At 62.5% G+C, this 14,343-nt stretch carries 15 protein-coding genes and 1 tRNA gene; 13 read left to right on the top strand and 3 right to left on the bottom strand.

Annotated features, from left to right (window positions below):
* The first annotated feature begins 5 nt into the window (after positions 1 to 5).
* From PG900_RS01370 to hypA, 12 genes are all read left to right on the top strand, one after another.
* Positions 6 to 563: a formate hydrogenlyase complex iron-sulfur subunit gene (locus tag PG900_RS01370; protein WP_270798706.1), complete on the top strand. Its 558-nt coding sequence runs from the start codon at positions 6 to 8 to the stop codon at positions 561 to 563.
* The gene (locus tag PG900_RS01365) at positions 563 to 1,378 is read left to right on the top strand and encodes an NADH-quinone oxidoreductase subunit B family protein (RefSeq protein ID WP_005301886.1); all 816 of its coding nucleotides are present in this window, start codon (positions 563 to 565) and stop codon (positions 1,376 to 1,378) included. Before PG900_RS01370 ends, PG900_RS01365 begins: the two co-directional genes overlap by 1 nt.
* Positions 1,371 to 1,784, top strand: coding sequence for a formate hydrogenlyase maturation HycH family protein (locus PG900_RS01360; RefSeq protein ID WP_270830763.1), 414 nt, complete (start codon positions 1,371 to 1,373; stop codon positions 1,782 to 1,784). Before PG900_RS01365 ends, PG900_RS01360 begins: the two co-directional genes overlap by 8 nt.
* Positions 1,784 to 2,293, top strand: coding sequence for a hydrogenase maturation peptidase HycI (gene hycI / locus PG900_RS01355; RefSeq protein WP_124253044.1), 510 nt, complete (start codon positions 1,784 to 1,786; stop codon positions 2,291 to 2,293). Before PG900_RS01360 ends, hycI begins: the two co-directional genes overlap by 1 nt.
* 193 nt (positions 2,294 to 2,486) lie before the next feature.
* A tRNA-Sec gene (locus PG900_RS01350) sits at positions 2,487 to 2,578 on the top strand.
* A 269-nt stretch (positions 2,579 to 2,847) separates the two neighbouring features.
* On the top strand, positions 2,848 to 4,284 hold the full coding sequence (gene selA / locus PG900_RS01345; RefSeq protein WP_270830762.1) for an L-seryl-tRNA(Sec) selenium transferase: 1,437 nt from the start codon (positions 2,848 to 2,850) through the stop codon (positions 4,282 to 4,284).
* 4 nt (positions 4,285 to 4,288) lie between these two features.
* Positions 4,289 to 6,172 (top strand): selenocysteine-specific translation elongation factor, encoded by a 1,884-nt coding sequence (gene selB / locus PG900_RS01340; protein WP_270830761.1) that lies wholly within the window; start codon positions 4,289 to 4,291, stop codon positions 6,170 to 6,172.
* Positions 6,169 to 8,595, top strand: a complete 2,427-nt coding sequence (gene hypF, locus PG900_RS01335) for a carbamoyltransferase HypF (RefSeq protein WP_270830760.1) — start codon at positions 6,169 to 6,171, stop codon at positions 8,593 to 8,595. Before selB ends, hypF begins: the two co-directional genes overlap by 4 nt.
* Positions 8,596 to 8,600: 5 nt before the next feature.
* Positions 8,601 to 8,852 carry a HypC/HybG/HupF family hydrogenase formation chaperone gene (locus tag PG900_RS01330; RefSeq protein WP_040065728.1) on the top strand — a complete coding sequence of 84 codons (252 nt, stop codon included), beginning with the start codon at positions 8,601 to 8,603 and terminating at the stop codon, positions 8,850 to 8,852.
* On the top strand, positions 8,846 to 9,964 hold the full coding sequence (hypD, locus tag PG900_RS01325; protein WP_270830759.1) for a hydrogenase formation protein HypD: 1,119 nt from the start codon (positions 8,846 to 8,848) through the stop codon (positions 9,962 to 9,964). The genes PG900_RS01330 and hypD overlap by 7 nt, the downstream gene beginning before the upstream one ends.
* Positions 9,961 to 10,965, top strand: a complete 1,005-nt coding sequence (gene hypE, locus PG900_RS01320; RefSeq protein WP_270830758.1) for a hydrogenase expression/formation protein HypE — start codon at positions 9,961 to 9,963, stop codon at positions 10,963 to 10,965. The genes hypD and hypE overlap by 4 nt, the downstream gene beginning before the upstream one ends.
* 66 nt (positions 10,966 to 11,031) lie before the next feature.
* Entirely contained in the window at positions 11,032 to 11,373 is a 342-nt protein-coding gene (gene hypA / locus PG900_RS01315; RefSeq protein ID WP_024944968.1) for a hydrogenase maturation nickel metallochaperone HypA, read from the top strand.
* Here the strand turns inward: hypA and PG900_RS01310 are convergent.
* Positions 11,351 to 11,719 carry a hypothetical protein gene (locus PG900_RS01310; protein ID WP_270830757.1) on the bottom strand — a complete coding sequence of 123 codons (369 nt, stop codon included), beginning with the start codon at positions 11,717 to 11,719 and terminating at the stop codon, positions 11,351 to 11,353. The two genes, hypA and PG900_RS01310, sit on opposite strands and share 23 nt — an antisense overlap.
* Here PG900_RS01310 and hypB point away from each other — a divergent pair.
* Positions 11,606 to 12,442: a hydrogenase nickel incorporation protein HypB gene (gene hypB / locus PG900_RS01305; protein WP_217807450.1), complete on the top strand. Its 837-nt coding sequence runs from the start codon at positions 11,606 to 11,608 to the stop codon at positions 12,440 to 12,442. The genes PG900_RS01310 and hypB overlap by 114 nt on opposite strands.
* Before the next feature lie 376 nt (positions 12,443 to 12,818).
* Here hypB and PG900_RS01300 read toward each other — a convergent pair whose 3' ends face one another.
* Together PG900_RS01300 and PG900_RS01295 are read right to left on the bottom strand one after the other, a co-directional pair.
* On the bottom strand, positions 12,819 to 13,460 hold the full coding sequence (locus PG900_RS01300) for an ATP-binding cassette domain-containing protein (RefSeq protein ID WP_041217648.1): 642 nt from the start codon (positions 13,458 to 13,460) through the stop codon (positions 12,819 to 12,821).
* The gene (locus PG900_RS01295) at positions 13,460 to 14,248 is read right to left on the bottom strand and encodes an ATP-binding cassette domain-containing protein (RefSeq protein WP_041217647.1); all 789 of its coding nucleotides are present in this window, start codon (positions 14,246 to 14,248) and stop codon (positions 13,460 to 13,462) included. Before PG900_RS01295 ends, PG900_RS01300 begins: the two co-directional genes overlap by 1 nt.
* Positions 14,249 to 14,343: the final 95 nt, after the last annotated feature.

Here is a 14,343-nt window from a genome sequence, read left to right as displayed (position 1 = left end):
TCATCATGATCAAGCTGTTCAAGACCATCCTCAAGGCTGGCACCCCAACCGCCAAGTACCCCTTCGCTCCTATTGATGTGAACCGGGATTTTCGCGGCAAACCGAAATATCAGGCGGATCAGTGCATCGCCTGCGCCGCCTGCACCAAGGCCTGCCCGGCCAACGCGCTGGTGATGGAAGTGGACATGGAGACCGGCGAACGGCGCTGGGAGATCTCCATGGCGCGCTGCATCTTTTGCGGCCGCTGCGAGGAGGTCTGCCCGACCCGCGCCATCGCCCTCTCCCCCGAGTTCGAGCTGGCGGTAACCAACAAGGCGGATCTCTATGAGGAGGCCCGTTTCGCGCTGGCCCCTTGCACCCTGTGCGGCACCTACTTTGCCCCGAGCAAGCTGGTGGCGCTGGTGGAGGACACCCTCAAGCAGGCAGGCACACCGCTCGCGACCCCGCAGCGGCTGCACCACTGCCCCGACTGCAAACGAAAACAGAGCATGCTGAGCCAGCCTGACTCGGCCCTGATCACACCGATAGCCACACCGATGGCCGCACAACAGGAGTGGATGTGATGAGCAAGATCAAAGGCATAGAACCGGTTGTCGGCCATGCCCATACCCGCGCCGTGCCGCTGGCACAGGATCCCGAGATCACCAAACTCAAGAAGACCCTGCTCAAGGACATTCGCCGCTCGGCCTATGTCTACCGGGTCGATTGCGGCGGCTGCAACGCCTGCGAGATCGAGATTTTCGCCACCATCACCCCGCTGTTTGATGCCGAGCGCTTCGGCATCAAGGTGGTCGCATCCCCCCGCCACGCCGACATCCTGCTCTTTACCGGCGCGGTGACCCGGGCGATGCGGGTACCCGCCCTGCGCGCCTACGAGGCGGCGCCCGATCCCAAGATCTGCATCGCCTACGGCGCCTGCGGCTGTGACGGCGGCATCTTCCACGACCTCTACTGCGTCTGGGGCGGCACCGACAAGATCGTGCCGGTGGATGTCTATATCCCCGGCTGCCCTCCGACACCGGCAGCCACCATCTACGGCTTTGCCGTGGCACTCGGTCTGCTTGAGCAGAAACTCAAAGCCACCAGCCACGAGGTGCAACCGGGTGAACGGGTCGAACTGCGCCACACCGGCATCCCCAACGAAATTCGGGTGATGATCGAGCGCGAAGCGCGCCGCATGGCCGGTTATCGGCAGGGGCGGATCATCGCCGACGAGTTTATGGCCCTGCTTGAAGGGGCGACCCAGCAGGATGTGGATCTGCGCATCCAGAGCTACCTCGATCAGCACGACGATCCGCGCCTGGCGGAGATCGTCAACAACCTCGCAAACGCCTGCCTCAACCGGGCGGCCGGCAAGGGAGAGGCGGTGCATGGCTGACGAGGTTTTCTTCTACCGCCTCTCGCGCAAGTTCGTCGACGAGCAGTTCGACGTGCCGGAAGAGGCCAAGGAGGTGATGTACTACAGCCTCGCCATCGGCCACCACCTCGGCATCGTCGATTGCCTGCGAGCAGACCTGGTCTGCTCGCTGACCGGTTATCGCGACTGGGTGGCCAAGCTGCCAGAGGGGAGCGAGGCGCGCCGCAAGATGGAGGGGTTTCTCACCTTTGGCGAGATCACCATCTATCGCGAGCACTGCCATATGCTGGCCTGTGCCTTCGACCGGCTGCGCAAAACCGACAATGTGCTCGATGAGCAGGAGCTGGGCTGGACCAATACCTTTATGGATCAGCTCACCGCCCTCTTTAACGACCCCCATATGTACCTGATGGTAAGGAGCCGCTGATGGGCTGCAATCTCGTGTTGACCGTGGGCAATGCCATGATGGGGGACGACGGTGCCGGCCCCTATCTTGCCGACAAACTGCAAGCCGCCCCCCTGCCCGGCTGGATCCATATCGATGGCGGCATCGCGCCGGAAAATGTGGTCTACAAGGTGCGGGAGCTGCAACCGGAGCGGGTGGTGCTGGTGGATGCCGCCGAGATCGGCGAGAAGGCGGGAACCCTGCAGGTGATCCCCCCCGAGACCATCGCCGAGATGTTTATCTTCTCGACCCACAATATGCCGCTCAATTTCCTGATCGACGAGCTCAAGACCTTTGTCCCCGAGGTGATCTTTGTCGGGGTACAACCGGCCATCGTGGCGTTCTCCTTCCCGATGACCGAGATGGTGAGCGGGGCCATGGATTATCTTTACGATCATCTGGAAGAGGCTAAAGATAGCGAGTTGTTAATAAACCGGCTGGCCCAGTGGAATATCACCAATGCGGCCACCGATTATTTGCCGACTTGTTAACAGCGGCAGTTACCACTCCCTCTAAAGGCATATAAAAACGCCCGATGTTAAATTAAAAACATCGGGCTAATTGCCATGAAATTGATATAAATCAACGCGCGGACATTTTTCAGGAAATTGGCCAACTCGCTATTTTTAAACATAAAAAAGCGTTGCCAGTCACAGAAAATTGCCACAAAATGGTGGCCATTGCGGAAGCTGATGGGGTCTGGTGGCCTCCTCGGTCTTCAAAACCGATGAGAGCCGAGAAGGCTTTGGCAGGTTCGATTCCTGCCTCTTCCGCCAAATTTCATATATTGGAGAGAAACCGTCAATTATTTTTCAGGCTGGTTGACGACTGTTTCACATATTGTTCTAACAAGGCGCCTGTCGCATTGCCAATATAATCTGAATGCGCTCCGACACGCTTATTTATCTGCTCGAACATTAATTTATCAATTCGCCTTTTTTATTAATTCATGAATGGCGAAAAGCAGCAAATAAGCAGCGTCGCAGCGGCCTTCCCCCGGCAAGGCGGCGTGCATGTCACTCCCACGCACAGCCCGGGTCATCCCATGCCAACTCCGTCTGACGTATCCTCCCTCGCCCCCAGCGCCTCTTATGCCGCGACTCCAGCAAATCAGCGTCGCTTGCCACAAGTGGAACAGCTGCTGCAGCAACCCTTTCTCGCCGGTTTTATTGATGAACTGAGCCGCCCGCTGGTGACCCAGGCGGTGCGCGACACTCTGAGTGAACTGCGCCAGAGCGAGGCGTTTCGCCAGCATGGGGTTGCCCCCGAGCACATCGAGGCGCTGATTGCCAAGCGCTGCCAGCAGCAGTTGCGCCAGCGTCAGACCCGGGTGATCAACGCCACCGGCACCCTGGTGCACACCAATCTGGGGCGCTCGCCGTTAAGTGCCGATCTGTGGGACGAGGTGCGTGACCTCAACACCGGCTACAACAATCTGGAGCTGGATCTCGCCACCGGCAAGCGCGGTGGGCGCAAGGGGCTGATCGCCCCCCTGCTCCGTTGCCTCACCCAGGCCGAAGATTCGCTGGTGGTGAACAACAACGCAGCCTCGCTCTTTTTGCTGCTGCAGGAGGTGGCCAAGGGGCGCGAGGTGATCGTCTCGCGCGGCGAGCAGATCCAGATTGGCGGCGGCTTTCGCATTCCCGACATTCTGGCCCTCTCCGGCGCCAAGCTGGTGGAGGTGGGCACCACCAATATCACCACCGCCAAGGATTACCTGGATGCCATCACAGAGCAGACCGCCTTGGTGCTGATGGTTCACAGATCCAATTTCGCCATTCGCGGCTTTACCGAATCCCCCGATATCGGCGAGGTGGCCCGCGCCCTGCCCGAGCACGTGGTGCTGGCGGTGGATCAGGGCTCCGGCTTGACCACCGAGGAGTTTGCGCCGGATGAAACCTCGGTGCGCCAGTACATCAAGGCAGGGGCGGATCTGGTCTGCTACTCAGGCGACAAGCTCTTGGGGGGCCCGCAATCGGGCATCATCAGCGGCCGCAGCGACCTTATCAAGCGGCTGGAAAAACACCCCATGATGCGCACCTTCCGCCCGAGCCGCATCGTCTACTCCCTGCTCGAACGGCTGCTCATCCACAAGCTCAACAAATCTCCCGTCGGCGAGGGCATCGCCCAGCAAGTCTTAAGCAACCCGGCCGCCATGCAGGCGAGAGCAGACCAGCTGATGGCCGCCCTTCCCGGCTGCTTTGTGCCGGTTCCCGCCCAACTGGTGGTGGGCGGTGGCACCTTGCCGGACGAGTTCTACCCGGCCCCTGCGCTGGAGTGCACCGACCCGCGCCCGGCCCAGCAGCTGCTCGATGATTTGCGCGAACTGCCCGTCCCTGTCATCGCCACCGTGCGCCAGCAGAAGGTACTGCTCAATATGGCCACCCTGCTGCCAGCGGAGATGGAGCTGTTGATCGTCCAACTCAGGGAGTTGCTACTGCCCGCCCCGTTCAATGCAACAAATGCGACCGAGGAGCCCTGATCCCATGACCCCCTATCGCGCCGTTATCGGTCTTGCCGGCCACGTGGATCACGGCAAGACCCTGCTGATCAAGGCCCTTACCGGCATCACCACCGCCCGCGCCCACGAGCAGGCCATCGGCATGACCCAGGATCTCGGCTTTGCCCACTTCGACGACGGTCAGGGCAACACCATAGGCGTCATCGACGTGCCCGGCCACGAGCGCTATATCCGCAACATGGTGGCGGGGCTCTGGAGTCTGGATCTGGTGCTGCTGGTGATTGCCGCCGACGAGGGGTGGATGCCGATGACCGGCGATCACCTGCGCCTGCTCAAGGCGATGGGGGTGCCGCGCCTCTTGGTCTGCATCAACAAGTGCGATCTGGTCTCTCCCGACGAGCTGGCACTCCTCGAAGATAGCCTGCTGGAGCGGGTGATGGACGAGAGCGGCATGGTGCCCGATATCGTCAGCGTCAGCGCCAAAACCGGTGCCAATATGGCTGCCCTGCACGCCGCCATCGTGCGCCAGTTGGGGGATATGGCCGAGCATCATGCCCTCCGCGAACAGGCCGCTCCGCGACTGTATGTAGACCGGGTCTTTACCGCCAACGGCACCGGTACCGTGCTCACCGGCACACTGCAGCAGGGCAGCCTCAAGGTAGGGGACAAGCTGCGCCTCTACCCTGCCGATCGGGAGGTGCAGGTGCGCTCCCTGCAGGCCTATCACCAGAGCGTCGACGAGATCGGCGCCGTCTGCCGGGTGGCGGTGGGCCTTAAAAAAGTGCCTCACAAGGAGGTGGCACGCGGCCACTGCCTTACCAGCGCCGCTGGCCAGTGCGAGGCGGCAACCCACCTTATCGTGCGACTCAACGCCGAGAGCCTGAGCGCCAAGGCGCTTCGCACGCAGGAGGTAGAGGTGGCCCTTGGCAGCTGGCATGGCCGAGCCCGTTTTGTTCCCATCAAGGATACCCAGCTGGTACGGCTGATCTTTACCAGCCCCATCCCCTGCTTCTTCGGCCAGCCGCTCGCCATCATTCGCCACGGCAGCAGCGAACTGCTGCACGGCGCCCGCATCGTCTGGTGCGGCGACATCCATCCCGCCAGACGCAAGGCGCTGCACGCCCTGCTGGGCGAGCTGCCTGAAGAGCTCGAGCACTACAACCCGGCCACCCTGCAACTGGGGCTCAACGGCTATGTACTGACCAGCCGCTTTGACCAGCGGCCAGAGCAGGTCACCCCCCTCGGTGACTGGCTGCTGGATAACCACTGGCTGGCCCAAAGCCGCGACCAGCTGCTCGCCACGCTGGCCAGCGAACCGCTGAGTGCCGCCGAGCTGGCAACCCGCTTTGGCATCGCCCTGCCGGTCACTCAGGCCCTGCTCCAGCAGTTCAAGAGCGAGCAGCTCATTCGTCTGCACCATGACAAGTGGCAACCGGGCAGCGGCGAGTCGGAAGATGATTTGGGGGAAGAGGCACAGCTGGTGCTCAAGGTGGTGCGAGATCAAGGCAAGGAGGGGTACGAGCCCGGTAAACTGGGCCCCGGCGGCGTGGCGCTGGATCCCTTTATCACCCGCAAGCTACCCGCGGCCCTGCAGCAGGGCTTGCTACAAAAAGGCGCGTTGCAAAAGCAGCTGCGCAATCTGGCGCGACTCAAGTATCTGGTGCAGCTCGATGGCCCCATCTACTACGACGCCGCCCTTTACAACCAGATGGTCGCCGCCGTGCTGGCGGGCCAGCAGGTGGGAGATCTGATCGACATGGCATCCTTCAAGGAGATCACCGGCTTGTCGCGCAAATACGCCATTCCGTTCTGCCTGCGCATGGAGATGGATGGCTGGGTGCGGCGCGAGGAGAACGAGCGCCGGGTGCTGCGTTTGCCAGCCACTCAAGATGAGATGGAGCCAGCATGAGCGCCACCATCGCCCCCTCTATCTCTCCCAATCCTGTGGCCAACCGGCTGCGCCGCGAATTTCATATCGACGGTATCGTGCAGGGGGTCGGCTTTCGCCCCTTCGTCTATGGACTGGCACTGCGCCACGGCCTTGCCGGTTATGTCTTGAACGATGCCAATGGCGTCACCATTGGCGCCGAAGGCTCCCCCGAACAACTCGCCAGCTTTGCCCGCGAACTGCGAGAATTGGCGCCGCCACTTAGCCGTATCGATCATTTCAGCGAACGGGAACTGCCCTTCGCTCATGATCCCGACTACAACGGCGCCTTTCATATCAAAGCCAGCCAGCAGCAGAGCGCCGCCACGGTCGCTATCTCGCCGGATCAGGGAATGTGCGAGGCGTGCGCCAACGATGTGGCCAACCCCAACGATCGCCACCATCGCTACCCCTTTACCAACTGCACCCACTGCGGCCCGCGCTACACCATCATCCGCCGCCTCCCCTACGACAGACCCCACACCGCCATGGCGGGCTTTGCCATGTGCCCGCGCTGCGCAGCGGCCTATGAAAACACGCTGGACAGACGCTACCACGCCCAGCCGGTGAGCTGCCCCGAGTGCGGGCCCCATCTCAGCTGGCGTAGCGGCCACGGCGATGCGCTGTCCGAGCGCGAGGATGCGCTGCACACCGCCGCCCACGCCCTGCAAGCGGGGGCGCTGATTGCGGTCAAGGGGATGGGGGGGTATCACCTGATGTGTGATGCCCGCAATGAACAGAGTGTTGCCAGATTGCGAACGCTCAAGCGGCGCGCGCGCAAGCCGCTGGCGGTGATGATGGGCTCCCTTGCCGAGGCCAAACGGCATGTCACCGGCAGCGAGGAGGAGTGGCAACTGCTCGCCTCTCAGGCCAGACCCATCACCCTGCTGCGCAAGCGCATTAACGATGATCGGCTTTCAGAAACTGGGCAACCAGCGGCCCCGCTGGCCGAGGGGATCGCCCCCGGCATCCCCTACCTTGGGGTCATGCTCCCCTACACCCCGCTCCATCAGCTGCTGCTGGATGCCTGCGCCATACCGCTGGTGGCCACCAGCGCCAATGGTCGCGGCAGCCCGATCCTTATCGACTGCAAGGCGGTGGTCAGGGAACTCGGCAGCGAGATTGACGGCATCCTGGATCACAACCGCCCCATCCTGCACCCGTGCGACGACAGTCTGGTGCAGTGGGCGGGTGGGCGACGCCAGACGTTGCGCCTCGCCCGGGGTTATGCCCCCTGTACCCCCAGCCTGCAAGAGGCGGTCAAGGCGCCGCTGCTGGCAGTCGGGGCGCAGCAGAAGAACCAGCTGGCGCTGGCCTTTGGCCGCCAGCGCATCTACAGCCCCTATATCGGCGATCTGCACAGCCTGCCGATGCAGGGCCACTTCGAGCAGACTCTGGCGACCTTTCGCGATCTCTACGATCTCAAGCCAGAACTGCTGGTATCGGATCGCCACCCGGGCTATCTCAGCCACCAGTGGGCCAAGGGCTATTGCCGCGATCACAATGCAACCCATCTCGAGGTGCAGCACCATCACGCCCACCTGCTGGGGGTGATGGCCGAGCACGACATCACGGGCCCGGTGCTGGGCGTTGCCTTCGATGGCACCGGCCTTGGCGATGACGGCACCCTCTGGGGCGGCGAGCTGCTGCTGGCCGATGTAAAGGGCTTCGAGCGCGTTGCCCACCTCAAACCCTTCAAGCTGATCGGCGGCGAAGCAGCCATCCGCGAGCCGGTACGTCAGCTGCTGGGGCTGCTGTTTGAATCGCACAGTCCTGAGGAGATCAGCGCCCTCGATGTTCCGGCGATCAAGCAACTGCCCCTTAAGCGGATCAGCAACCTGCACCAGCTCTGGCATCTCGGTCGCAACGCCCCCTACACCAGCTCCATCGGTCGGCTGTTCGATGCCGTGGCGGCGCTCTTGGGGGTGATCGACACCCCGGATTACGAAGGCGAGGCCGGACTCTTGCTGGAGGCGGCCGCCTCGCGGCTAGCCCCCGATGAATTGCCCTTCCCCCTCGCCTTTGATCTCAGCCAATCAGCAGAGGGGCCACTGCAGATCGAGTGGGCCGAGCTCATCAATACCCTTGTCAACGAGCGGCGCCAAGGCACCGCCACCGCCAGCCTGGCCGCCGGTTTTATCCGCGCCATCAGCAATCTGGTGGTTGCCTTGGCCGAGCGCTTCCCCGGCTATCCGGTGGCGCTCGGGGGCGGCGTCTTTCAAAACCGGGTGCTGATGGACCAGCTGGTGCCCGCTCTCAAAGCGGCTAGCCGGCAGGTATTGACCAGCGAAACCCTGCCGCTCAATGACGGTGGCATCGCCGCCGGTCAGCTCTGGTTTGCCATCCACCATCTTGCCACGCACCAGCCTGTCACCACCAGTTGTGCCACCTTGTCGGAGTCCTGAAATCCATGTGTCTATCCATCCCCTCTCAGGTGGTGCAGCTGCACCCCGAAGATAACTGCGTCACCGTCGACACCCTGGGGGTACAACGGCGCGTCAGCTGCATGCTGCTCGAAGAGCCCCTCCAGGTGGGCGACTATGTGCTGCTCCATATCGGTTTTGTGATGAGCAAGATTGACGAAGAGGAGGCGCAGGCCAGCCTCGAGAGCTTCCGCCAGATGGTGGCCCTGATGCCCAAACAGGATATCTTGCCATGCTGACCTTGAATGATCTCTTTCAGGGCTTTCGCCAGCCAGACGTCATCCGCGCCCTCGCAGCCCAAATTAATGAACTGGCCAAAGATCTGCCCGAGCCGCTGCGGGTGATGGAGGTGTGCGGCGGCCATACCCACACCATCATGAAATACGGCCTGCACCAGCTGCTGCCGGCCAGCATCGAGTTTGTCCACGGCCCCGGCTGCCCGGTCTGCATCATGCCCAAAGAGCGCATCGATCAGGCTATCGAGCTCGCCTGCCAACCGAACGTTATTCTGGTCACCCTGGGGGATATGATCCGGGTGCCGGGCTCCAAGGGCACGCTGGCCCAGCAGCGGGCCAAGGGGAGCGATATCCGCCCGGTCTATGACCCCCTCGATGCCCTGCGCATCGCCCGTGAGAACCCTGAGAAAACCGTGGTCTTCTTCGCCATCGGGTTTGAGACCTCTACCCCGATGACCGCCGCCTTGCTGGCTGCCGCTGAAGAGCAAGAGGTCGAGAATCTGCTGTTTCATATCAACCATGTGCTGGTGCCCCCCGCCATTCATGCGGTGATGGCCGACGGGGTGGCCAAGGTGAACGCCTTTATCGGCCCCTCTCACGTCAGTGTCATTACCGGCGCCGATATCTACCTGCCCATCGTCGATCGCTATCAGGTACCGGTGGTGGTGAGCGGCTTCGAACCGGTGGATGTGATGGAGGCGCTCTTGATGATGGTGCGCCAGAAAGTGGAGGGTCGCTACGCCCTGGAGGTGCAATACAGCCGCGCCGTCACCGCCTGTGGCAATAAAGCCGCCCAGCGGCTGGTCGAGCGCTTTTTCGAGACCCGCGAGCACTTTCGCTGGCGAGGTCTGGGGGACATCAACGCCTCCGCCCTGCGCCTGCGCGATGCCTTCGCCAAGCGCGATGCAGAGCGTCACTTTCAACTCAGTGAGACCCCCATCGATGATCACAAGGCGTGCCAGTGCGCCGATATCCTGCGCGGCCTGGCCAAGCCGAACCAGTGCAAAGTCTTTGGCCGGGGCTGCACCCCGACCCAGCCCATGGGCAGCTGCATGGTCAGCTCCGAAGGGGCCTGCAATGCCTACTACCGATATATAGGGATCCAGGAACGATGAGAGAAATCCAGTTAAGCCACGGTGGCGGCGGAGTGGAAATGAATCAGCTGATCAACCAGCTCTTCTTTCGCCACTTTGGCAACGAGATCCTGCTGCGCGGTGAAGATGCCGCCCTGTTGCCGGTGAGCGGCCCCGTCGCCTTCACCACCGACAGCTTTACCGTCTCGCCACTGTTCTTCGAGGGGGGCGATATCGGCAAGCTGGCCATTGCCGGCACGGTCAATGATCTCGCCATGATGGGGGCCAAACCGGAATACCTCAGTTGCAGCTTTATCATCGAGGAGGGTTTCCCCTACGCCGATCTGGCCCGCATCGTCGAATCGATGGCGGCTGAGCTTGCCAAGAGCGGTGCCCGCATCGTCTGCGGCGACACCAAGGTGGTGCCCAAGGGGGCGGCCGACAAGATCTTTATCAACACCAGCGGGGTCGGCACTTTCCCGCTGCCCGAACAGAGCCGGGGCATCTCGGTGCGCAGCCTCAAGGCCGGTGACGCCATTCTGGTGTCGCGGGATATCGGCAGCCACGGCGCCTGCATCCTGATGGCCCGTGACGCCCTGCAACTGGGATCTGATCTCAAGAGCGACTGCACCACCCTCTGGCCACAGGTAGAAGCGCTGCTGCAGGCCGGTATTACCCCTCACGCCCTGCGCGATGCCACTCGCGGTGGCCTTGCCGCCGTGCTCAACGAGTGGAGCAGCGCCTCCGGTGTTGCCATCGAGCTGGAGGAGTCCGCCATTCCGGTGTGCGATCCGGTGCGCGGCCTGTGCGAGCTCTACGGCTTCGAGCCCCATGATCTCGCCAACGAGGGAACCATGGTGCTGGCCCTGCCTACGGAACAGGCGCAGGACGCACTGGGCATCTTGCGGCAATTCAACCCCGCCGCCAGCCAAATCGGCGTGGTGCAGGCAAGCGATCGTCACAAGGTGATCCTCAACAACCCCTGGGGCAGCCGCCGCTATCTGGAGCTGCCGCAGGGGGAGCTGCTTCCGCGGATCTGTTGAGCGGCCATGCCGTTCAGCCAATGACAGAGGGGAGTCACACCTCCCCATATCGGTTAAGGAGCCACCATGCACGAAATGTCTCTGGCCATGGCCGCCATCGATCTGGCGGCCGAGCAGGCCACCCAGCGGGGCTTTACCAAGGTGACCGCCCTCTGGCTCGAGGTCGGCAGCTTCTCCTGCGTCGACCCGGACACCATTGCCTTCTGTTTCGAGGCGGCCGCCAAGGGCACCGCCGTCGAAGGGGCCCAGCTGCACTTTCAGCACCAGGCGGCAGAAGCCTGGTGTTACGACTGCAACCAGACGGTCACCCTTACCGAACGCGGGCAAGCCTGTCCCGAGTGTGGCGGGTACAAATTACGAGTCGCGCAGGGTGATAGCCTGCGCATCACCGACATCGAGGTAAGTTGATATGTGTAGCGTATGCGGATGCGGCCAGGCGCGGATCGCCGGCCATGAGCACGATCATGAGCACGATCATGAGCATCATCACGAACATGCTCATGAACATCACCATGAACATGGTCATGAGCACGACCATCATCATGACCACGAACAGAGCGCGCCGCGCACCCTGATCATTCACCACCACTATCACCATCAGGGGGATGTCCATCACCACTACCACGGGGTACGGGCTCCCATGAGCCATGAGGGTCATGATCAGACGCATGAGCACCACCATGATCACCCCCACGACCATCATCATGAACATGGCCACTCTCATGAGCACAACCATTCCCACGCGCATCCCCATGACCACAGCCATGAGCATGAGCAGGCTGATTTGCACTACGGCAAAGGGGAAGCGGGATTGTCGGTGCCCGGCATGGGGCAGCGCCAGCTGATCGCCATCGAGATGGATGTGCTGGCCAAGAACAACGCGCTGGCCGCCCACAACCGCGAACACTTCGACGAGGCGGCCCAGCTGGTGCTCAATCTGGTGTCGAGCCCGGGTTCAGGCAAGACCACCCTGCTGTGCGAAACCCTGCGCCAGCTGGCCGACAAGCGCCCCTGCGCGGTGATTGAAGGGGATCAGCAGACCAGCGCCGATGCGGATCGCATCCGTGCCACCGGCGTCCCTGCCGTGCAGATCAACACCGGCAAGGGCTGCCATCTGGACGCCAAGATGGTTCACGACGCCTGCCACCAGCTGCCTGCCAATGAAGGGGGCATCCTCTTTATCGAGAACGTGGGCAATCTGGTCTGCCCCGCCAGCTTCGATCTCGGCGAGAAGTACAAGGTGGCGATCCTCTCCGTTACCGAGGGGGAAGAGAAACCGCTGAAATATCCGGACATGTTTGCCGCCGCCCAGCTGATGGTGATCAACAAGATCGATCTGCTGCCCTACGTCAGCTTTGACGTGGCCCGCTGCATCGAGAACGCCAAACGGGTCAACCCCTATATTCAGGTGATCCAGGTCAGCGCTACCACGGGCGAAGGGATGGATGCCTGGCTCAACTGGCTGGCTACAGCCTGAACCAGAACCGGTTAAATGCCGTTACCAACGGCGGATAGCAAGAGAGGGAGGCTGATGCCTCCCTCTCTTTTATCTGTAGACCTTGTCGGCCGTGCTATCTGTCTCGAATGGCCAGCGCCTCACACTCGCGTCCCCTCACCCAGGCCCTCTCCCCAGGGAGAGGGAACCGGTTCGTGGATGCCGAATTCCGCTCTCTTTTCAACAGTGAAAGGGGAGCTTGTTCATGGATGCTGACAATATGCTCGAAGTACGCGCAGCCCCCCGGAGAGTCTGCGAGCATAACAACCAGCATTGTGCCCCCCAAGCTTGGAGAGAGGCACCTTCCGCCCCCTTCTCCCCTTGCGGGAGAAGGGTTGGGGATGAGGGGAACCAACTTTCAAGCCGCGCTTTCGGTCAGCGCCCCAGATTCGGGCTGCATCTCGCCAAAGCGCAGCACCCGATGGCAGATCTGGCGCAGCAGTGCCTGCTGGTGACTGAAGACAAGCATGCCAAGCCCGCGCTGCTCGCATTCAACCATCAGCTCCCGCCAGAGCTGGCGCTGAATCTGCGGATCCAGCTGGGCGGTCACCTCGTCGGCAATCAGCAATCGAGTGCGGGGATCGAGGGCACGCAGCAGCGCGATGCGGGCCAGCTCGCCGCCGGAGAGCTGACCGGGTTTACGACCTAGCCACGTAGGCTTGACCATAAAGCGGGCCAGCATGGCGTCATCGGGGCGCCATACATCCCACAGCGCCTGTCCGGTAGTGCGATAGGGATTGAAGGTGAGTTCCGGGTGTTGGGGCACCAGCTGGATGGGATTGTAGCCTTTCACCTGCTTAGGCAAAGGCTGCCCATCGAGCAGGATCTGCCCGCCAGCCCGAACCGGTTGCCAACCGGCCAATACCCGCCCCAGCGTGGTCTTGCCATGGCCACTCGGCGCAGAGATGCCGAGCCGCTCGCCCGCTTTCACCGTCAGCGACAACCCCTGCCAGAGAGGGCGTTCCCCCTGGGCGATGGTGAGATTTCGTAGTTCCAACATCAGGAAACCTCCGGCGCAGAGAAGAGCGCATTGAATTCCGGCAGCGCCTGCCAATGGGCGCGCAGCATCTCGCTCCCCTGCCCCTGGCGCAGATGGTGGCAGCTCAAGGTGTCACTCACCTGGCCCTGATGCAGCGCGACGATGCGATCGGCAAAGCGGGCCGCCAGCGCCAGATCGTGGGTCACCCAGAGGATACCGCTGCCCTGATTGGCCAATTCACGCAACTGGCCGAGCAGCTGACACGCCAGCCCCTCGTCGAGCCAGGCGGTGATCTCGTCTGCCAGAATGTAGCGGGCGCCGCCAAGGGCCGCGGTGCAGGCCAGAATGCGCTTGGCCATGCCGCCGGAGAGCTGGCGCGGATAGCTGTCTAGGGTGGCGGCGGGCAGCTGGTAGCGCAGCAACTGCTGACCGAGCCGCTCGCGAGAACCATTCTGGCCGCAGAGGCGTGCCGCCCGGCCCAGCTGGCGCTCCACCGTCAGCAACGGATTGAGGGCGCTTACCCCCTGCGGCACATAGCAGAGGGTGTGGCCGCGCAGTCCGGCCCGGCTGGCGTCGCACAGGGACACGCCATCGAGGGAGATGGTGCCGCGCATGCGCAGATTGTCCGGCAGCAATGTCAGAGCGCTTTGCAACAGCAGGCTCTTGCCCTCGCCGCTCCCCCCCACCAGCGCCACGATTTCGCCGGGCGCCAGTTGCAGGCTGATATCGGTCAGCAGCGGTCGCCAGCTGCGCCGCCCCAGCCAGGAGTAGTGGGCCGCCTCTATGGTCACCTGATCAAAACTCAGCATGGTTCACTCCTGTGCCACGGCACCTGTTGCAGAGCCCGCGAGTCATCTGAGCGAACAGCAGCGCCAGCCAGACTGTGCTGACGCCAGATGGCGCT

The sequence above is a fragment of the Aeromonas sp. QDB03 genome (genome assembly GCF_027707985.1).
In the GTDB taxonomy this organism is placed as follows: Bacteria; Pseudomonadota; Gammaproteobacteria; order Enterobacterales; family Aeromonadaceae; genus Aeromonas; species Aeromonas hydrophila.
Note: the sequence above shows the minus strand (reverse complement) of the source record. Positions and strands in the feature narration are given on the sequence as shown.